The sequence below is a fragment of the Streptomyces sp. NPDC048415 genome, from assembly GCF_040651675.1.
In the GTDB taxonomy this organism is placed as follows: domain Bacteria; phylum Actinomycetota; class Actinomycetes; order Streptomycetales; family Streptomycetaceae; genus Streptomyces.
In genome coordinates this window covers 1-19,095 of record NZ_JBEZKJ010000072.1, presented here as the reverse complement: position 1 = coordinate 19,095, position 19,095 = coordinate 1, and the positions used below count along the sequence as shown (strand labels likewise).

Annotated in this window: 12 protein-coding genes, 4 tRNA genes, 1 other RNA gene and 3 pseudogenes; 12 read left to right on the top strand and 8 right to left on the bottom strand. The window is 71.2% G+C overall.

Translation table 11 applies throughout. From position 1 onward, the window contains the following. The first annotated feature begins 24 nt into the window (after positions 1 to 24). On the top strand, positions 25 to 1,908 hold the full coding sequence (locus tag AB0D27_RS33435; protein WP_362516170.1) for a copper resistance protein CopC: 1,884 nt from the start codon (positions 25 to 27) through the stop codon (positions 1,906 to 1,908). A 271-nt stretch (positions 1,909 to 2,179) separates the two neighbouring features. Here the strand turns inward: AB0D27_RS33435 and AB0D27_RS33430 are convergent. Next, positions 2,180 to 2,317 (bottom strand): annotated as a pseudogene (locus AB0D27_RS33430) (daunorubicin/doxorubicin resistance ABC transporter ATP-binding protein DrrA); the annotation flags it as partial. A 194-nt stretch (positions 2,318 to 2,511) separates the two neighbouring features. After that, positions 2,512 to 2,599 (bottom strand) — tRNA-Ser (locus AB0D27_RS33425). 71 nt (positions 2,600 to 2,670) lie between these two features. Here AB0D27_RS33425 and ffs point away from each other — a divergent pair. From ffs to AB0D27_RS33395, 6 genes are all read left to right on the top strand, one after another. Further along, positions 2,671 to 2,769: signal recognition particle sRNA small type (gene ffs, locus AB0D27_RS33420), an RNA gene on the top strand. A gap of 78 nt (positions 2,770 to 2,847) precedes the next feature. Beyond that, entirely contained in the window at positions 2,848 to 5,178 is a 2,331-nt protein-coding gene (locus AB0D27_RS33415) for a DNA polymerase III subunit gamma and tau (RefSeq protein ID WP_362516168.1), read from the top strand. Positions 5,179 to 5,711: 533 nt separating this feature from the next. Further along, a complete protein-coding gene (gene purD / locus AB0D27_RS33410; protein WP_362516166.1) occupies positions 5,712 to 6,965 on the top strand; it encodes a phosphoribosylamine--glycine ligase in 1,254 nt (417 codons plus the stop codon). Between the two features lie 342 nt (positions 6,966 to 7,307). Further along, positions 7,308 to 9,131 carry a hypothetical protein gene (locus AB0D27_RS33405; protein WP_362516204.1) on the top strand — a complete coding sequence of 608 codons (1,824 nt, stop codon included), beginning with the start codon at positions 7,308 to 7,310 and terminating at the stop codon, positions 9,129 to 9,131. A 189-nt stretch (positions 9,132 to 9,320) separates the two neighbouring features. Beyond that, on the top strand, positions 9,321 to 10,823 hold the full coding sequence (locus AB0D27_RS33400) for a N,N-dimethylformamidase beta subunit family domain-containing protein (protein WP_362516165.1): 1,503 nt from the start codon (positions 9,321 to 9,323) through the stop codon (positions 10,821 to 10,823). Between the two features lie 110 nt (positions 10,824 to 10,933). Then, positions 10,934 to 11,833, top strand: a complete 900-nt coding sequence (locus tag AB0D27_RS33395) for a phosphoribosylaminoimidazolesuccinocarboxamide synthase (protein WP_362516163.1) — start codon at positions 10,934 to 10,936, stop codon at positions 11,831 to 11,833. Between the two features lie 84 nt (positions 11,834 to 11,917). On the opposite strand, the gene AB0D27_RS33390 is transcribed toward AB0D27_RS33395, so the two are convergent. From AB0D27_RS33390 to AB0D27_RS33365, 6 genes and pseudogenes are all read right to left on the bottom strand, one after another. Then, positions 11,918 to 11,990, bottom strand: a tRNA-Gly gene (locus AB0D27_RS33390). 23 nt (positions 11,991 to 12,013) lie between these two features. Further along, positions 12,014 to 12,623, bottom strand: a pseudogene (locus tag AB0D27_RS33385) (response regulator transcription factor). A 35-nt stretch (positions 12,624 to 12,658) separates the two neighbouring features. Further along, positions 12,659 to 12,930, bottom strand: a pseudogene (locus AB0D27_RS33380) (ATP-binding cassette domain-containing protein); the annotation flags it as partial. Between the two features lie 135 nt (positions 12,931 to 13,065). Further along, positions 13,066 to 13,141: transfer RNA gene (locus tag AB0D27_RS33375), tRNA-Gly, on the bottom strand. A 79-nt stretch (positions 13,142 to 13,220) separates the two neighbouring features. After that, positions 13,221 to 13,292: transfer RNA gene (locus AB0D27_RS33370), tRNA-Gly, on the bottom strand. Positions 13,293 to 13,439: 147 nt separating this feature from the next. After that, complete coding sequence (locus AB0D27_RS33365; protein ID WP_362516161.1) at positions 13,440 to 13,757, bottom strand: Lsr2 family protein; 318 nt, start codon at positions 13,755 to 13,757, stop codon at positions 13,440 to 13,442. Positions 13,758 to 14,118: 361 nt separating this feature from the next. Between AB0D27_RS33365 and purS the strand changes: the two genes are divergently transcribed. From purS to AB0D27_RS33340, 5 genes are all read left to right on the top strand, one after another. Continuing rightward, entirely contained in the window at positions 14,119 to 14,382 is a 264-nt protein-coding gene (gene purS, locus AB0D27_RS33360; RefSeq protein WP_005482678.1) for a phosphoribosylformylglycinamidine synthase subunit PurS, read from the top strand. Further along, complete coding sequence (gene purQ / locus AB0D27_RS33355) at positions 14,379 to 15,059, top strand: phosphoribosylformylglycinamidine synthase subunit PurQ (protein ID WP_362516159.1); 681 nt, start codon at positions 14,379 to 14,381, stop codon at positions 15,057 to 15,059. Before purS ends, purQ begins: the two co-directional genes overlap by 4 nt. Continuing rightward, positions 15,056 to 17,314 (top strand): phosphoribosylformylglycinamidine synthase subunit PurL, encoded by a 2,259-nt coding sequence (gene purL / locus AB0D27_RS33350; protein ID WP_362516157.1) that lies wholly within the window; start codon positions 15,056 to 15,058, stop codon positions 17,312 to 17,314. Before purQ ends, purL begins: the two co-directional genes overlap by 4 nt. A gap of 153 nt (positions 17,315 to 17,467) precedes the next feature. Continuing rightward, positions 17,468 to 17,635: a hypothetical protein gene (locus AB0D27_RS33345; RefSeq protein WP_362516155.1), complete on the top strand. Its 168-nt coding sequence runs from the start codon at positions 17,468 to 17,470 to the stop codon at positions 17,633 to 17,635. Between the two features lie 10 nt (positions 17,636 to 17,645). After that, positions 17,646 to 18,698, top strand: a complete 1,053-nt coding sequence (locus tag AB0D27_RS33340) for a sterol carrier family protein (protein ID WP_362516154.1) — start codon at positions 17,646 to 17,648, stop codon at positions 18,696 to 18,698. Positions 18,699 to 19,095 lie beyond the last annotated feature (397 nt).

Below are 19,095 nucleotides of genomic sequence, written 5' to 3'. Positions count from 1 at the left end.
GGAACGCGGATACGGAGACGGCGTGTGAGCGGAAGCGGAAGCCGACAGCGAGGCGGGCGGCGGCGCGCCGTGCGGGCCCTGGCGCTGCTCGGCGGAGTCCTGGTGCTGGTCCTCTTCGGCGGCGTGGGCGGCGCGTCCGCGCACGCCGCGCTGACCGGCACCGATCCGCAGGACGGCAGCGTGCTGAAGTCGGCGCCCCGACAGGTCACGCTGACCTTCAGCGAGTCCGTGGGCCTCCTCGACGACTCCTTCCGCGTGCTCACCCCGGAGAACCGGCGCGTCCACACGGGCGCGCCGGGCCACGCGGGCGGCCGTTCCGACACCGCCCGGGTGACGCTGCCACGGGGCCTGGGCACCGGCACGTTCACGGTGGCCTGGCGCGTCATCTCGGCGGACAGCCACCCCGTCTCCGGCGCGTTCACCTTCTCCATCGGCAAACCCTCCGAGACCGCCGCGCCCGTGCCCACCGCATCCGCCGAGAACCCCGCCTCCGCCGCCCTCTACGACATTGCCCGGTACGCCGCGTACAGCGGTCTTGCCCTGCTCATCGGCACGGCCACCTTCGTCCTGGCCTGCGGTTTCCCGGGCAGCGTACGGCGCCTGCTGCTGACCGGCTGGTGGACGCTGCTGCTGTCCACGCTCGCGCTGCTGCTCCTGCGCGGCCCGTACGAACGCGGCACGGGCGTGACCGAGGCGGTCGACCCGGCCGTCCTGCGCGAGACGCTGACGAGCAGACCGGGGGTGGCACTGGTGGTGCGGCTGGTGCTGTTGGGGGCGGCCGCCTTCTATCCCGTACGGCCTCGGGAGCGCGGCATCCTTCCCGTGCGGGCTCGGGAGCGCGGCTTGTTCCCCGTACGCGGCCGGGGTCTCCTCGTCCTCGGCGGGTTGCTCTGCCTCGGCCTCGCGGTCACCTGGGCCGCTGCCGAACACGCGTCCGCCGGGATCCAGGTCCCCGTGGCGATGGTCTCCTCCGTACTGCACCTGCTCGCCATGGCGGTGTGGCTCGGCGGCCTGACCGCCCTGCTCACCGCACTGCACCGCCCCGCCGAACCCCTCCCCGTCGCGGTCGTCACCCGCTTCTCCCGTCTCGCCCTCACCTCCGTCGCCGTCCTCACCGCCACCGGCGTCTACCAGTCCTGGCGCGGCCTCGGCTCCTGGAACGCCCTCACCTCGACGTCGTACGGCAGGCTCCTTCTCGCCAAGGTGTGCGCGGTGCTGCTGCTCCTGGCGGGGGCGGCGTATTCGCGGCGGTGGACGGGGCGGTGGGTGGTGGCGGCCGCGACCCCGACGGAGGAGACGGTGACCGTGCCGGCCGCGCGGGTGCGCGAGGCCGTCGGGGGCCCGCCCGTCATGGAGACGGCCGCTCCCAAGGGCGTACGACACGTACGACACGACACGGAATCCACCCCTCCGGACTCCTCGAAGCACCGTCGGGCGTTGCGCCGCTCGGTCCTCGCGGAGGTCACCGTGGGCATCGTCGTCCTGGTGATCACCACGGTGCTCACGGGGACCCAGCCGGGCCGGGCGGCCACGGAGACGGCCGCGTCGGCCGCCGCCGCGGACCGGCCGACGTCCTCGACGACGCTGGTGCCCTTCGACGTCGGTACGCCGGGCGGCCATGGCAAGGTACAGATCGAGCTGGCACCGGGCCGGGTGGGCGAGAACTCGGTGCAGGCCGTGATCCTCGGCCCAGACGGCGGCATCGCGACCGTCCCCGAACTCCGCCTCACCTTCACCCTGGCCGCCCAGCAGATCGGCCCCCTCGACGCAGAACTCACCGACAAGGGCGGCTACTGGGGCACCGACGGCCTGACCCTCCCGCTGGCCGGCACCTGGACGATGAGAGTCACGGTACGCACCAGCGACATCGACCAGGTCACGGTGTCGAAGACCGTGAAGATCGGCTGATCCGACACCGGGGTCCGCTTCTGAGCCTGCCGTCCGGCCCCCGGCCCACTGATTTGACGTGCGTCAACATAGATGTCTGTCGCAAATGAAGCCATAGATGTCTGTCGCATATGAAGCCGCTGCCGCTGCTGGATTCCTCTGTGTCCACAGCGCCGGGCGCTCGCAGATGGCCGCCGGGTTTCTCCACTGCCTCTCGGGCGACCGCGCAAGAAGTACCTAGTACCTCGAATGGTCGCTGCAGGACCCGGCCGGCAAGGGCGTCGAGTCCGTCCGCTCCGGTCTTCCCGGCCACGTTCGGGCCGAGCACACCGATCACCTTGCCGGCCGGCACCTCCAGGAAGACGCCGTCCAGCGCGACCATGTCCCCGTAGCGTTCGACCAGACCCTCGGCCCGGATGGCGTATGACATCGTCTCTCCCCTTCAGCCCTCGCCGTTCTCGATGAACAAGACGATGCCGGGGTCAGCTGACAGCAGGCGGTCAGCGCGCTGACAGGGCCCCGCGGCGGCTGTCAGCGCGGATCAGACGGAAACCTGAGACGGAGAACGTCGAAGGGCCCCACCGCGAACGGTGGGGCCCTTCGACATCGTGCCCGGTGAGGCACTGGCGGAGGATACGAGATTCGAACTCGTGAGGGGTTGCCCCCAACACGCTTTCCAAGCGTGCGCCCTAGGCCACTAGGCGAATCCTCCGCGGCAAACAATACAAGACGTTGAGGAGTGCTCGCGAACTCGTTCCCCCCGCTCAGATCCTGTACCCTGTGCGGAGCCCCTCACGTGGCGCTATCTGACTGAACTCCCCCAGGGCCGGAAGGCAGCAAGGGTAGGTTGGCTCTGGCGGGTGCGTGGGGGGCGCTTGCGTTCCCGGTACGGGTAGGGGGCCGGCCCCGGGCTTTCCCGGGCGGTCCGCGTTGTCAGTGGGCGCCTATAACCTCGTATGCGTGTCGTCTCTCGCGCTGTACCGCCGCTATCGCCCGGAGTCGTTCGCCGAGGTCATCGGGCAGGAGCATGTCACCGACCCGCTGCAGCAGGCGCTGCGGAACAACCGGGTCAATCACGCGTACCTGTTCAGCGGTCCGCGCGGGTGCGGGAAGACCACCAGTGCGCGCATTCTCGCCAGGTGTCTCAACTGCGAGCAGGGGCCCACGCCCACCCCGTGCGGTGAGTGCCAGTCGTGCCGGGATCTCGCTCGCAACGGGCCGGGCTCCATCGACGTCATCGAGATCGACGCCGCCTCCCACGGTGGTGTGGATGACGCCCGTGACCTGCGGGAGAAGGCTTTCTTCGGCCCCGCGAGCAGTCGGTACAAGATCTACATCATCGACGAGGCCCACATGGTCACGTCGGCCGGCTTCAACGCGCTGCTGAAGGTCGTCGAGGAGCCGCCCGAGCATCTGAAGTTCATCTTCGCCACCACCGAACCCGAGAAGGTCATCGGGACCATTCGGTCGCGGACCCATCACTACCCCTTCCGGCTCGTGCCTCCGGGCACCCTGCGGGAGTACCTCGGCGAGGTCTGCGGAAGCGAGGGCACCCCCGTCGAGGACGGTGTGTTGCCGCTGGTCGTGCGGGCCGGTGCGGGGTCCGTGCGTGACTCCATGTCCGTCATGGACCAGCTGCTCGCGGCGGCCAGCACCGACGGTGTGACGTACGCCATGGCCACCTCGCTGCTCGGTTACACGGACGCGTCGCTGCTGGACTCGGTGGTCGAGGCGTTCGCCTCGGGGGACGGTGCCGCGGCCTTCGAGGTGGTGGACCGGATCATCGAGGGCGGCAATGATCCTCGGCGGTTCGTCGCCGATCTGCTGGAGCGGTTGCGGGATCTCGTGATTCTGGCGGCTGTGCCCGATGCCGCCGAGAAGGGGCTCATCGACGCTCCAGTCGATGTGGTGGAGCGGATGCAGGCCCAGGCCGGGGTCTTCGGTGCCGCCGAGCTGAGCCGCGCCGCCGACCTGGTCAACGAGGGGCTGACGGAGATGCGCGGCGCCACCTCGCCGCGCCTCCAGCTCGAGCTGATCTGCGCGCGCGTGCTGCTGCCCGCCGCCTACGGTGACGAGCGGTCCGTGATGGCCCGGCTGGACCGTATCGAGCGCGGGCTGAACTTCTCCGGCGGCGGCAGCGCCCCTGCCATGGGGTACGTGCCCGGACCCGAGGTGCATGGGGCGGTGCCCGTCGCACCCGGCGCGCCGGCCGCTTCCGTATCCGCGGCCCCTCCGGGGGGCGGGGCCGCGGCGGCCCGAGCCGCCGTACGGGGGACAGGGCCTGGAGTGGGCGGTGCGGGTGGGGCCGAGCCTGATGCGGGATCGGCCCCGGCCGCGGCCGCGGCTCCTGTCGTGAGCGCACCCCCTGCCGCTCCGGTTGCCGCGCACCCCTCCGCTCCCCCCGCCGCCCCCGCGGCTGCCGCTCCGGTGGCTTCGCAGCCGCCTGCTCCCGCCGCCGCTGCCCCGTCGGGGGCCGCGCCCGGCGCCTGGCCCACCGCGACGACTGCGGGCAGTGGCCGGCGACCCGGCGGGTGGCCGACGGCGACACCGGCGGGTGGGGGACAGTCCCCGGCCCCGTCGGCTCCGGCCGCCGGCGCACCTGCTCCTGCGGCGGCTCCTCCCACCGCGCCCGGCTCGGCTCAGGCCTCGGCACCGGCTCCGGCTTCCGGGGGTGTCGACCCCCGCACGCTGTGGCCGAACATCCTCGAGGCGGTGAAGAACCGCCGCCGGTTCACCTGGATCCTGCTCAGCCAGAACGCACAGGTGACCGGCTTCGACGGTACGACCCTGCAGATCGGCTTCGTCAACGCGGGCGCGCGGGACAACTTCGCGAGCAGCGGCAGCGAGGAGGTGCTGCGGCAGGCGCTGACCGAGCAGTTCAACGTCCAGTGGAAGATCGAGGCGATCATCGACGCCTCGGGCGGCTCGGCACCGCCGGCTTCGGCCGGTCCCGGATCCGGTGGGGGCGGGTTCGGCGGCGGTGGCGGCTACGGCGGTGGCAGTGGTGGTGGCGGTTACGGCGGGGCTCCGGCCGCCCAGCGCCCTGCTCCCCAGCAGCCAACGGCCCCTGCATCCTCACCCCAGAGCGGCGGCCCGTCCGCGAGCCACGCTCAGGCCGCGCCCGCCCCGACACCGACCCGGCCTCCGGCCCCCGAGTCGCCGCCCGTCGCCCCGGAGGACGACATCCCCGAGGACGACGACCCCGACCTCGACGAGTCCGCCCTCTCGGGCCACGACCTGATCGTCCGCGAACTCGGGGCGACGGTGATGGAGGAGTTCACGAACGAGTAGGACGAGCGGGCGACGCGGGGCGCCTCCAGCGACGTACGGCGGCCAGCGGAGCCGCGCGGCTGGTGGGGCGGGCGTCTCCAGTGACGTACGGCGGCTGGCGGGGTGGACGCCTCCAGCGACGTACGGCGGTTCGCGGACGGACCCCTCCATCGACGTACGGCGGCCAGCGGGGCCGTGCAGCTGGAGGGCGACGCCTCCAGTGACGTACGGCGGTTCGCGGACGGACCCCTCCATCGACGTACGGCGGCCAGCGGGGCCGTGCAGCTGGAGGGCGACGCCTCCGGCGACGTACGGCGGCTGGCGGGGTGGACGCCTCCGGCGACGTACGGCGGCTGGCGCGGCGGGCGTCTCCAGCGACGTACCGCGCCTGACTGGGCGGCGCCTCCAGCGCACAGGACCCCAAAGACGTACACCCCCGTCCCTGTGATCCCCCAGCTCGGCCCACCCCTCTCGGACGATCACACCAACCCTTCCCACCCTCCACCTAGGCAGCCCCCACAAAGCCGTCCCTCCCCGGCGGTTAGGCTGACCCCGTGAAGGTCCTTGTCATCGGCAGCGGTGCCCGCGAACACGCCCTGTGCCGTTCTCTGTCCCTCGACCCCGACGTCACCGCCCTGCACTGCGCCCCCGGGAACGCGGGCATCGCGGACGTGGCGGAGTTGCACGCGGTCGACGCCCTCGACGGCGCCGCCGTGGCCGCGCTGGCCACGGAGCTCGGCGCCGAGCTGGTGATCGTGGGCCCGGAGGCCCCGCTCGTGGCGGGGGTCGCCGACGCCGTGCGCGAGGCGGGCATCCCCTGCTTCGGTCCCTCGAAGGAGGCCGCGCAGCTGGAGGGCTCCAAGGCCTTCGCCAAGGACGTGATGGCCTGTGCGGCCGTCCCGACGGCGCGCTCGTACGTCTGCACGACGCCCGAGGGGGTCGACGAGGCGCTCGACGCCTTCGGTGCCCCGTACGTCGTCAAGGACGACGGGCTCGCGGCCGGCAAGGGCGTCGTGGTGACCGACGACATCGAGAAGGCCCGCGCGCACGCCAACGCCTGCGACCGTGTCGTCATCGAGGAGTTCCTCGACGGCCCCGAGGTCTCCCTCTTCGCGATCACCGACGGCGAGACCGTCGTGCCGCTGCAGCCCGCCCAGGACTTCAAGCGCGCACTCGACAACGACGAGGGTCCGAACACCGGCGGCATGGGCGCGTACTCGCCGCTGCCCTGGGCGGACCCGAAGCTCGTCGAGGAGGTCATGGAGACCGTCCTCCAGCCGACCGTGGACGAGCTGCGCCGCCGCGGCACACCGTTTTCCGGCCTTCTTTACGCGGGTCTGGCGATCACCAGCCGTGGCGTACGGGTCATCGAGTTCAACGCCCGCTTCGGCGACCCCGAGACCCAGGTGGTCCTCGCCCGTCTGCAGACCCCGCTCGCGGGCGTGCTCCTGGCCTCGGCGACCGGCACCCTCGCCGACCTCGCGCCGCTGCGCTGGAGCGACGCCGCCGCCGTCACGGTGGTCGTGGCCTCGCACAACTACCCGGAAACCCCGCGCACCGGCGACCCGATCACCGGGCTCGACGAGGTGGCCGCCCAGGACGCCCCGTACGCGTACGTCCTGCACGCCGGGACGAAGCGCGACGGAGACGCGGTGGTGAGCGCGGGCGGCCGTGTGCTGTCCGTCACGGCGATCGGCGCCGACCTCACCGAGGCCCGCGAGCGCGCGTACGCGGCGGTCGGCCGCATCGGTCTCGACGGTTCGCAGCACCGCACGGACATCGCGGCGAAGGCGGCGGCGGAGGCGTAGACCCGCTCTCTCCTCCCCCCTCACCTGAGTCGCCAGGCCCCGGATTCCATACGAATCCGGGGTCATTTCTGTACGGAATCGGGGGCCTGATCATTGCCCAGCGTCATCCACCTTTCCCCAAAGCCATTCCATCGAGTGACCGATGCCCCAACCGGCTGACGGGGGCCGGGGCCCCAACTAGGGTGCGGCGAAAGCGTTCGGGCACTTGGCCCACCGGCATTGCGATGTCAGTGACGGGTGCCACAGTGGGGGAGTGAGCAACGCCAAGGCATCCGCCGACGCGGGCTGTGAGACAGCCGGGGCCGCGCGGACAAGAGGGGGTGACGTCCGGTCGTGACCGGTATGGGTGTGGAGGTGGGCGCGCAGGCCGCGCGCTCCCGGGCTCTCGCCGTGCTGCGCATACGCAGCAGGGCGCTGGCCGTCGCCCTGCTGCCCGCGGCCGTCGCCGTCGTGCTGCTCGTCGGCGGCTCCACCGGCCATATCTCCGGCGGGCACTGGGGAATCACGCGCTGGATCGTGACGGCCCTAGCCGTCGTCGTGCTCCTCGCGGCCGCGGGCATCGCGCTCGTCGTCGCCCGAGCGCGGCCCGCCGTGAGCCCCACGGTCCCGATCGCCGAGGAATCGGCCCCCGACCTCTATCGCATGGTCCGCGACCTGGCCGACCGCCTCGAGGTCCCGGCCCCCTCCGCGATAGCGCTCACCCCGGACTGCGACAGCTGGCTGGAGGACCGCACCCACCCGGCGCACGGCCCGCCCGAGGACGCGGCCAACGGAGTGCGAGGGATACGAGGCGGGCGGGGCGGGCGGGGACTGCCGACCCGGTCCCACCGGGCCTCCGCTCCCGTCCTCGTCATCGGCTCGCCCTTCCTGTGGTGGATGCGAGTTGGGGAACTGCGCGCGGTCCTCGCCCCGGTCGTCGCGGGTACGGGCCCGTCGGCGCACCCGGACATAGCCGCGGCCCGCCGTTTCGTACGGGGCCTGGACGCGGCCGTGGCAGTGACCTCGGCGCCCGCCCGCGGCCCCCTGTCCCGCACCGTCCTGGCCGGCGTCGGGTGGGTGACCCGCCTCCTGCTGCGCAGCTGTCGGGGCCACGCGGCCGAAATGGAAAGGGGAGTGGCGGCCGCCGCGGCCGAGCGTGCACAGGCTGTGGATTACGGACTGCGGATCGTCGCCCAGGAACAGGTGGGTCTGGCCTATGCGGGCTGGGACCGTTTGCTGACCCGCGTCGCGCTGCCCGCCTGGCGGATGGGCCGCTGGCCGTCCCGGCTGGACGTGGGCGTCGTCGCGGCCCTCACGGAACTGTCCCGCCGCGACCGCCTGGCCGAGGGCTTCACCTCCCGCCTCGGCGAGCGTCCGGCCTGCGACCTGCTCGAAGAGCCCGGCACGGTGGATGAGGCGGCCTCCCTCCTCGCCGCCCGCCTCTTCCACGGCGGCCCCGCCGAACCCGGGCCCGACTGGGCGCCGGTCAACTGGCAGGAATACCCGGACGAGGTGGTCGACCGTAAGTGGCGCACCGACGCCGCCCGACTGCACCGGGTGCTGGACGCGCTGGGCGTCCGGCATGCCACCGACCCCGCGGTGCCCGACTCGGTCGGTCCGACGCTGGCGAGGGTGATGGAGCACCTCTCCTCGCGGTCGCAGGACGCGGAGATGCCGGACCCGCACGCGGCTGCCCTCGCCCCCCACCGCGCAGACGCGTACGAGGAGATGGGGATGGCCGAGGACGAGGACGACACGGACCTCGCCGTCGGGAACGAGCGGACGGCCGCGCTCGCGGCCGGGATCACCGCGGAGCTGGCCCGCGAGGAGGCGTTGACGTCGGCAGTGGCGCCCGCGCCGGCCGTGGGCGCGGAGCCGCAGGATCCCGATCGGGCCCTGTGGGACGACGGGATGCTTCCCCTCTTCCCCCTTCAGCCGCCCCGGACCGGGCGTGAGCTGCTGGCCGACCATGTCACGGCGATGGTGTGCTGCGCCGCGATGGACACCGCGGGGGCGGCGCCCGGGCTCGACTGGCTCGACGGGCCCTCGCTCCTCGTCGGCGGTGAGCGGGCCGCCGACCTTGGCCCTCGGGTGCTCACCCTCATCGAGACCGGGGACGCCGCACCGCTGCGCGACTGGCTTCGCCACCTCGGCGTCCGCCCGGAGAAGCCGGTTCGGCTGGTCTGAGACCGACGGCTTCCCGTGCAGACCCCAACAGCACGCCGGACGGGCTAAGCGAGGCGGAGGCCCTCGTTCCACTCGCGTCAATTCGCGACGAACGGTGACGGAGTGCGTGCGTAATGTGATGTGCTGGGACCGATCGCGCGCACGGCAAGGGCTTACAGGACGACGGGGGCATGAGGGAGGGGAGCAGGCATGGGGTCGGAGCAGATCCGCCGCTGGGAGTCGGGGGCACTCGCGCACGCTGTGACGGACCCCTTCGGTCAGGGGCCCGTCCCGTGGCTGCGCGGAGACGAGCACTACTTCGACGACACCGGCCATGTCGTCCCCTGGTACATCGAGAACGCCCCGGGCGCCACCCTGGTCCAGGAGGCGGGGGCCAGGCTCACCATCCCCCACCCCCGAGCGGGCGGCCCCCGCTCCGCCGACGACGTCCACCGCCAGATCAAGGGCTTCGCCTCCACCGGCGCGGCAGCCCCAGGCGAGGCCATCGACTTCCATGTCACCGTCGACCCGCCCCAGGAATTCAGCGTCGACATCTACCGGATCGGCCACTACGGAGGCGACGGCGCCAGCAAGATCACCACCAGCCCGCGCCTCTCCGGCATCGTGCAGCCCCCGCCCCTCACCGCCGACCGCACCGTCTCCTGCCACCACTGGTGGCTGTCCTGGCGGCTCCAGATCCCGTCGTACTGGAGCATCGGCGCGTACGTCGCCGTCCTCACCACCGTCGACGGCTACCGCTCCCACGTCCCCTTCACCATCCGCGACAACCACCCCGCCGACCTGCTCCTCCTGCTTCCGGACATCACGTGGCAGGCCTACAACCTGTACCCGGAGGACGGCCACACCGGTGCCAGCCTCTACCACGCATGGGACGAGCAGGGCCGGCTGCTCGGCGAGGCCGACGCCGCGACGACGGTCTCCTTCGACCGGCCGTACGCGGGCGCCGGCCTCCCCCTCCACGTGGGCCACGCCTATGACTTCATCCGCTGGGCCGAGCGCTACGGCTACGACCTCGCCTACGCCGACGCCCGCGACATGCACGCGGGCCGCGTCGACCCCAGCCGCTACCGCGGCCTCGTCTTCCCGGGCCACGACGAGTACTGGTCGCCTCAGATGCGCCGCACCACAGAACTCGCCCGCGAAAACGGCACATCGCTGGTGTTCCTCTCCGCCAACACCATGTACTGGCAGGTGGAGTTGGGCCCGTCCCCGTCCGGGGTCCCCGACCGCCTGCTGACCTGCCGCAAGCGCAAGGGCCCCGGGAAGCCGGCCCTGTGGCGTGAAATCGACCGCCCGGAACAGCAACTCATCGGCATCCAGTACGCGGGAAGGGTCCCCGAGCCCCACCCGCTGATCGTCCGCAACGCCGACCACTGGCTGTGGGAGGCGACCGGTGCCCACGAGAGCGACGAGCTGGAGGGCATGGTCGCGGGCGAGGCCGACCGCTACTTCCCGCGCACCGCCCTCCCCGAGCACGAGGACCGCATCCTCCTCGCCCACTCCCCGTACCGGGACAGCGAGGGCATCGGCCGCCACCAGGAGACCTCCCTCTACCGAGCGCCGTCCGGCGCCCTGGTCTTCGCATCCGGAACGTTCGCGTGGTCTCCTGCCCTCGACCGCCCCGGCCACGTCGACGCCCGTATCCAGCGAGCCACCGCGAACCTCCTGGACCGCATCTGCAAACGCGACTGAGGAAACCTCCGAACGCCGCGTCCCATACCGTCACCCCACACCCCCTGGCCAAGACCGCTCCCCGCATACGGGAGAATCGAGCCACTTGCACAAAACCACGGGGAGGAACCGTGTCCGGATTCGTCGAAAAGCCCGAGCCTCTCCAGGTGCCGGGTCTGGTACATCTGCACACCGGCAAGGTGCGCGACCTGTACCAGAACGAGGCGGGCGACCTCGTGATGGTCGCCAGCGACCGCATCTCCGCCTTTGACTGGGTACTCCCCACCGAGATCCCCGACAAGGGCCGCACACTCACCCAGCTCTCCCTGTGGTGGTTCGACCGGCTCGCCGACCTGGCGCCCAACCACGTCCTGAGCACCGAACTCCCGCCGGGCGCCCCCGCCGACTGGGCCGGCCGCACCCTCATCTGCAAGTCCCTGCGGATGGTCCCGGTGGAGTGCGTGGCACGCGGCTACCTCACCGGTTCCGGTCTCGCCGAGTACAACGAGTCCCGCACCGTCTGCGGCCTCGCCCTCCCCGAAGGCCTCGTCGACGGCTCGCAGCTCCCCGCGCCGATCTTCACCCCCGCCACCAAGGCCGCGGTCGGCGAGCACGACGAGAACGTCTCCTACGAGGAGGTCGCCCGCCAGGTCGGCGCCGAGACCGCGGCCCAACTGCGCCAGTCGACCCTCGCCGTCTACGGCCGTGCCCGCGACATCGCCCGCGAACGGGGCATCATCCTCGCGGACACCAAGTTCGAGTTCGGCTTCGAGGGCGAGACCCTCGTGCTCGCCGACGAGGTCCTGACCCCGGACTCCTCCCGCTTCTGGCCCGCCGACGTGTGGGAGCCGGGCCACGCCCAGCCGTCGTTCGACAAGCAGTACGTCCGTGACTGGCTGACCTCCCCGGAGTCCGGCTGGGACCGCAGGAGCGAGCAGCCGCCGCCCGCGCTGCCCCAGCATGTCGTGGAGGCGACCCGCGCCAAGTACATCGAGGCGTACGAGCGCCTGACGGGCACGAGCTGGTCGTAATCGCGTATGGGCCCGCAAGCACCGGCGCCGGGCCCGGAGCGCACGAAGAAGCCCCCGACCTGAGGCCGGGGGCTTCTTCTCCTGAGCGGACGACGAGGCTCGAACTCGCGACCTCAACCTTGGCAAGGTTGCGCTCTACCAACTGAGCTACGTCCGCATTGCGCCGTGGCGCGACAGCCACTATACCCAACCTCGCTCACGCGCGAGCCGCACCGCCGCGTGACGGTTTTCCGCCCCCAGCTTGGTCGCGGCCGACGACAGATAGCTCCGTACGGTCCCCTGGGACAGCGCGGCCCGCTCGGCGATCTCAGCCACGGGTGCCCCGTCGGCGGCGAATTCGAGCACCTCCGCCTCGCGCGCGGTCAGCGGCGAATCCCCGGCGGAGATCGCGTCGGCGGCCAACTCCGGGTCCCCATAGCGGTTTCCCGCATACACCGTACGAATGATCTCCGCGAGCCGCTGCGCACTGACCGTCTTCGGGACGCCCCCCCCGCACACCCGCCGCGAGCGCCCGCTTCAGATGCCCCGGCCGCCCATGGCTCGTCACGATCGGCACCTGGCAGTCGGGCAGTTCGGTCCGCAACGCTGTGGCCACCCTCACACCGTCCGCCCCCGGCATCTGAAGATCCAACACGGCGACATCGGGCAGGTGCGCCCGCGCCATCGCCATTGCCTCCGGCCCGGTCGCCGCCTCGGCCACCACGACCAGGTCGTCCTCCAGAGCGAGCAGCGCCGCGAGCGCTCCCCGGATGAGGTGTTCATCGTCAGCGAGCGACAGCCGCACAGGCAGAACGGAGGGGACGGACGACGACACAGACGTCACTGCATCACGCCGATCCGGGGCCGCACAGCCGCCGTTCCTGATACGGAGCGTGTCCGAGGACCCGCACCCGGCCGCCGGTCGGAGGCGCGAGGCCCTCCAGCAGTTCGACCGTGGACGTCTTGCCCGCGCCATTCGTGCCCAGCAGAGCGAAGAGCTCACCGCGGCCACGGAGAACGTGACTCCGCGCACCGCCTCAAAAAGCTGCCCCGTCTCCCCCATACACACGTCGCAGATCAGTGACCTCAATCACGTCATCGTGCTCGTTCGTGTTCATGGAATCAGCCTCCCCGCGGACGGGAGGCGGCAGCAGTGCGCGGTGTCATCACTCCGCATGACAAATGTCAGAACCACCGACAAGGGTGTGCGCGCACGAGAAAGGCCCCGGTCACTGACCGGGGCCTTTGCTTCGTGGAGCGGACGACGAGGCTCGAACTCGCGACCTCAACCTTGGCAAGGTTGCGCTCTACCAACTGAGCTACGTCCGCATTGCCTCCGACCGGCTCTCACCGATCGGCGCGAGCACCACCCTACCTGATCCACAAGAGTGGTCGGTAAGGGATGCAGAGCGGGTGACAGGAATTGCACACTGCGCCTTCCCCCTGGAAGGGGGATGTTCTGCTACTGAACTACACCCGCGTGACTCCTCGGGGTCCGGCTTTTTCGGCCTTGCCCCTCGGCGTGTTCCAGACTCTAGCTGACCAGCGGGGGGTCAGCGCAAGTCGGTTGTCCCGAGGGCCCGATGACGGGCCCTGGCGGGACACTCCGACTCGGTGCGCCCTCGGCTCACTGCGCCTCGGCGAAGGCCTCGTAGACCTTCTTGGGGATGCGTCCGCGCGGCGGCACGTCCATCTTGTTGGAGCGGGCCCAGGCGCGGACGGCGGCCGGGTCGGGGGTCAGCGCGGTGTGCGTGTACGCCTTCCCGGACTTCGAACGCTTGCGGCCGGCCTCGACGTACGGCGCGAGCGCCTTACGCAGTTTCTTGGCATTCGCTGGATTGAGGTCGATCTCGTACGACTTGCCGTCCAGTCCGAAGGCGATCGTCTCCGCCGCTTCTGAGCCGTCGATGTCGTCAAAGAGAGTGACCACGACACGCTGCGCCACGAATATCGGTCCCTTCGTGCGACACCTCTGCGATCAAGCATCATGACGTGCGCTGACGTCACGGAGTTGTCGTGGAGATGTCGACTGTCCGGCTGTTATTGGGCAAAGTATCGGCTATTGCCAATTCCTTTGTACAGTGCCCGGCATTGCATTGTGAAGCCCGACTAAATCCTTCCGCGTGTCCGGAGGCAATGGGGTCCTGCCGTTCTTCTGCGGTTTTTCCCAGGATTTTCCGTGCAGGCCCCCGCGTCGATGCGGGATCGTGATCGCGGTCACGTAGGATTCTACGAATCTACGCGAGTAGAAATTTTGTGCGGGTAGTCTGAAGGAACCTGCTCAGCACCACACACCGGGAGTGCCAGTGGCACGCGTCGTAGTCGACGTCATGCTCAAGCCGGAGATCCTCGACCCCCAGGGCCAGGCGGTGCAGCGTGCACTGCCGCGCCTCGGTTTCGAAGGTGTCTCCGACGTACGTCAGGGAAAGCGATTCGAACTGGAAGTGGACGGACCGGTGGACGACGCCGCGCTCGCCCGCATCCATGAACTGGCGGAATCCTTCCTCGCCAACACCGTGATCGAGGACTTCACCGTCAAGGTCGAGGAAGTCGCGGAGGCCGGAAAGTGACCGCTCGTATTGGAGTCGTCACCTTTCCCGGCAGCCTCGACGACCGGGACACGCAGCGTGCGATCAAGCTCGCCGGTGCCGAACCCGTCGCCCTCTGGCACAAGGACAAGGACCTCAAGCAGGTCGACGCCGTGGTGCTGTGCGGGGGTTTCTCCTACGGCGACTATCTGCGGGCCGGTGCCATCGCACGCTTCTCCCCGGTGATGGAGTCCCTCATCGAGCAGGCGAAGTCCGGAATGCCGGTCCTCGGCATCTGCAACGGCTTCCAGATCCTCACCGAGGCGCACCTGCTGCCCGGCGCGATGCTCGGCAACGATCACCTGCACTTCATCTGCCGTGACCAGAAGCTGCGGGTGGAGAACGCGGAGACCGCCTGGACCACCGACTACGCGTCCGGCCAGGAGATCCACATCCCGCTGAAGAACATGGACGGGCGGTACGTCGCCGACGAGCGCACCCTCGACATGCTGGAGTCGGAGGGCCGCGTCGCCTTCCGGTACGTGGGCTTCAATCCCAACGGGTCGCTGCGTGACATCGCCGGCATCACCAACGAGGCCGGGAACGTCGTCGGTCTGATGCCGCACCCGGAGCACGCCGTCGAGCCCCTCATCGGGTCCGGACGCACCGACGGCCTCCCCTTCTTCACCTCGATCCTCAAGAAGCTGGTCACCGCATGAGCCGCACGCCTCTGGACACGGTCGAGAACGCGGCCGCGACCCCCGATGTCGCGCTGCCCTGGGCCGAACTCGGTCTGAAGAAGGACGAGTACGAGCGGGTCGTGGAGATCCTCGGCCGTCGGCCCACCGGTGCCGAGCTCGCCATGTACTCCGTCATGTGGTCCGAGCACTGCTCGTACAAGTCCTCGAAGGTGCATCTGCGCCAGTTCGGCGAGAAGGCCCCGCAGTCCGACGCCCTCCTCGTCGGCATCGGCGAGAACGCCGGTGTCGTCGACGTCGGCCAGGGCTACGCCGTCACCTTCAAGGTCGAGTCGCACAACCACCCGTCGTACGTCGAGCCCTACCAGGGCGCGGCCACCGGCGTCGGCGGCATCGTGCGCGACATCATCGCGATGGGTGCCAGGCCGGTCGCGGTCGTGGACCCGCTGCGGTTCGGTGCGGCCGATCACCCCGACACCAAGCGTGTCCTGCCGGGTGTCGTCGCCGGTATCGGCGGCTACGGCAACTGTCTGGGCCTGCCCAACATCGGCGGCGAGGTCGTCTTCGACGCCTGCTACCAGGGCAATCCGCTCGTCAACGCCGGTGCCATCGGCGTCATGAAGCACGAGGACATCCACCTCGCGAAGGCCTCCGGCACGGGCAACAAGGTCATCCTGTACGGGGCCCGCACGGGCGGCGACGGCATCGGCGGCGCCTCGATCCTCGCCTCCGAGACCTTCGACGACGCCAAGCCGTCGAAGCGTCCCGCGGTCCAGGTCGGCGACCCCTTCCAGGAGAAGCTGCTCATCGAGTGCACGCTCGAGGCCTTCGCCGAGAAGCTGGTCGTCGGTATCCAGGACCTGGGTGCGGCCGGACTGTCGTGTGCCACGTCCGAGCTGGCCTCCAACGGCTCCGGCGGCATGCGCGTGACGCTGGACGACGTACCGCTGCGCGACTCCACCCTCTCGCCCGAGGAAATCCTCATGAGCGAGTCGCAGGAACGCATGTGCGCGGTCGTCGAGCCGGCGAAGGTGGAACGCTTCCTCGAGATCTGCGACAAGTGGGACGTCATCGCCACGGTCATCGGTGAGGTGACAGACGGCGACCGCCTGGAGATCTTCTGGCACGGCGGCAAGATCGTCGACGTGGACCCGCGCACGGTCGCGCACGACGGCCCGGTCTACGAGCGCCCGTACGCCCGTCCGGAGTGGCAGGACGCCCTTCAGGCCGACGACGCGAACAAGCTTCCCCGCCCGGCGACGAGCGACGAGCTCAAGGACCAGGTCCTCAAGCTGGTCTCGTCTCCCAACCAGGCCTCCAAGTCCTGGATCACCTCCCAGTACGACCACTTCGTGCAGGGCAACACGGTGCTGGCCCAGCCCGAGGACTCGGGCATGATCCGCATCGACGAGGAGACCGGACTCGGCGTCGCCATCGCCACGGACGGCAACGGCCGCTACGCCAAGCTCGACCCGTACACCGGCGCACAGCTCGCGCTCGCCGAGGCCTACCGCAATGTCGCGACCACCGGCGCCAAGCCGCTGGCCGTCTCCGACTGCCTGAACTTCGGCTCGCCCGAGGACCCGGCCGTCATGTGGCAGTTCGCCGAGGCGATCCGTGGTCTGGCCGACGGCTGCCTGCAGCTGGGCACCCCGGTGACCGGCGGCAACGTCTCGCTCTACAACCAGACGGGCGAGGCCGCCATCCACCCGACCCCGGTCGTGGCCGTGCTGGGAGTCATCGACGATGTCGCCCGCCGCACGCCGGTCGCCTTCCAGGAAGAGGGACAGCTCCTCTACCTGCTCGGCGACACCCGCGAGGAGTTCGGCGGTTCGGCCTGGTCGCAGGTGATCCATGACCACCTCGGCGGCCTGCCGCCGCAGGTCGACCTGGAGCGCGAGCGGCTGCTCGCCGAGATCCTGATCTCGGCCTCCCGCGACGGCATGATCGACTCCGCGCACGACCTGTCCGACGGCGGTCTGATCCAGGCCGTGGTCGAGTCGGCGCTGCTGGGTGGCAAGGGCGCCCGGCTGATCGTGCCCGACGGTCTCGATGCCTTCACCTTCCTCTTCTCGGAGTCGGCCGGCCGCGCGGTCGTAGCCGTCCCGCGCTCGGAGGAACTCCGCTTCAACGACATGTGCGGCGCGCGGGGCCTGCCCGCCACCCGCATCGGTGTCATCGACGGCGACGCGGTCGATGTCCAGGGCGAGTTCGCGCTCTCCCTGGCCGAGCTGCGCACGGCGCACGAGGAGACGATCCCGGCGCTGCTGGCCTGAGCAGGGCAGGAAAGAAGGCCCCGCCCGGCGTTCCCGGACGCAGCGTCCGGCGTTCCCGGGCGGGGCCTTCGCTCGTCCTGACGTACTCAGGCCGCGACCGGCTGCCCCTCCCGCGCCGGCTCGGACAGGGAACCGCCCTGCGGCGCGGCGGTCTTGGGCAACCGCACCGCGAGCACCGTCCCCAGTGCCATCACTCCGGCCGCTCCCCAGAACACCACGTCCGTCGCGGAGACCGAGGTCGCCGCCGACGCCGCCGAACTGGCCCATCTGGCCTTCGACCTGATCGAGAACGGCCTGAACGGATACGCGGTCAAGGCCTAGGCTGGAGATCATGCCCCCGGCCAAGAGACGCGCCCGTACGTACGACTACGCCAAGATCCGTGCCGCGGTCCTTACGCAGTTCGGGCACGTACGAGAAGGCGTACGGGGCCTGAGCGACGAGCAGTTGGCGCGGCCCACGCACCTTGGGGACTGGACCGTGCGGGAGTTGGCGGCGCACGTGACGATGGCCGTCGAGACCGTCAGCCGGAACCTTGACCGGCAGGAGGCCGGTGGGCTGGGGTCCGGTGGGCCGGGGTCGGATGGGTCGGCGCTGGATGGGCCGGGGTCGGATATGCCCGGACCGCATGGGCCGGAGCCCACCCGGCCGGCGTCCAGCCGCCCGGAGTCCGCCCTCCCGGCGTCCGGGCCCCCGGAGTCCGTCGGCCCGGAGTCCACTCGGCCGCAGCCCGCCCTCCCGGAGCCCGGGCCCCCGGAGTCCGTGGGCCCGGAGTCCACGCGGCCCGAGTCCGCCCGGACGGAGCCCGCCCCGCGAGCACTCGCCCTGCTCGACTGGCCGTTCGCGACCGCCGGGCGAGCCCCGGACATCGCCGACGACAGCCGCGAACTCGCCGAGCGGAACCCAGACCTCGACGCGCTCTACGCCCGCACCGAGCAGCGCATCACCGAGCGCCTGGCCACGGCGCCGGACGACCGGCTGATCGCCGCGCGCACCGGCGTCATGACGCTCGCCGACTATCTCGTCACCCGCACGGTCGAACTCGTCGTCCACACCGACGACCTGAACCGCGCCGTGCCAGGGCTCGAGATCCCGTACGACCGTCAGGCACTCGCCGCCTGCACCCGGCTGCTCGCCGACGCGCTCGCGGCGAAGGCGCCCGGCGCGTCGACGGAGGTACGGATTCCGCCGTATGCCGTCGTGCAGTGCGTGGAGGGTCCCCGGCACACCCGTGGCACCCCGCCGAACGTGGTCGAGACCGACCCGCTGACGTGGATCCGGCTCGCGACGGGACGTACGGAGTGGAAGACGGCGCTGGACGACGCGAAGGTCAGCGCGAGCGGGGAGCGCGCCGACCTCGGCGGGCTGCTTCCCCTCATGGGCTGAGCCCAAGCGTGGCCCCGGGGGAGGGCGTCGCGCCACGCCGCCCGGAGGCGAGCCAGCACCCCAGTAGCCCCGGCACCCGGAACCCGGCACCCCAGGAACCCGACACCCGAGAAACCCCGCCACCCCAGAAAACCCCGCCACCCCGGGAACCCGCCCCCCGGGAGCCCGCCCCCCGGGAACCCGCCCCCCCCGGGAACCCGTCCCCCAGGAAATCCTCCATCCCGGGGGAAAGGCCGCCCCCCGAAGGGAAACCAGAAACCTCGCGGAGGGACCGCTCACCCCTGCGGGCAATCGCCTCCCCCCACCCCCCCGCGCGCGCGGCGGGGGGGGCGCCGGGGCCCGGCGCGGGGGCGCGCCCGGCGCCGGGGGGGCGGCGCGGGCGCGGCGGGGCGCGCGG

What these genes read in the sequence shown, in the direction of transcription:
- AB0D27_RS33340 (WP_362516154.1), top strand. Translation starts at nt 17,646, where the DNA reads ATGCCCCCGGCCAAGAGACGCGCCCGTACGTACGACTACGCCAAGATC.
- AB0D27_RS33400 (WP_362516165.1), top strand. Translation starts at nt 9,321, where the DNA reads ATGGGGTCGGAGCAGATCCGCCGCTGGGAGTCGGGGGCACTCGCGCAC.
- purL (WP_362516157.1), top strand. Translation starts at nt 15,056, where the DNA reads ATGAGCCGCACGCCTCTGGACACGGTCGAGAACGCGGCCGCGACCCCC.
- AB0D27_RS33405 (WP_362516204.1), top strand. Translation starts at nt 7,308, where the DNA reads ATGGGTGTGGAGGTGGGCGCGCAGGCCGCGCGCTCCCGGGCTCTCGCC.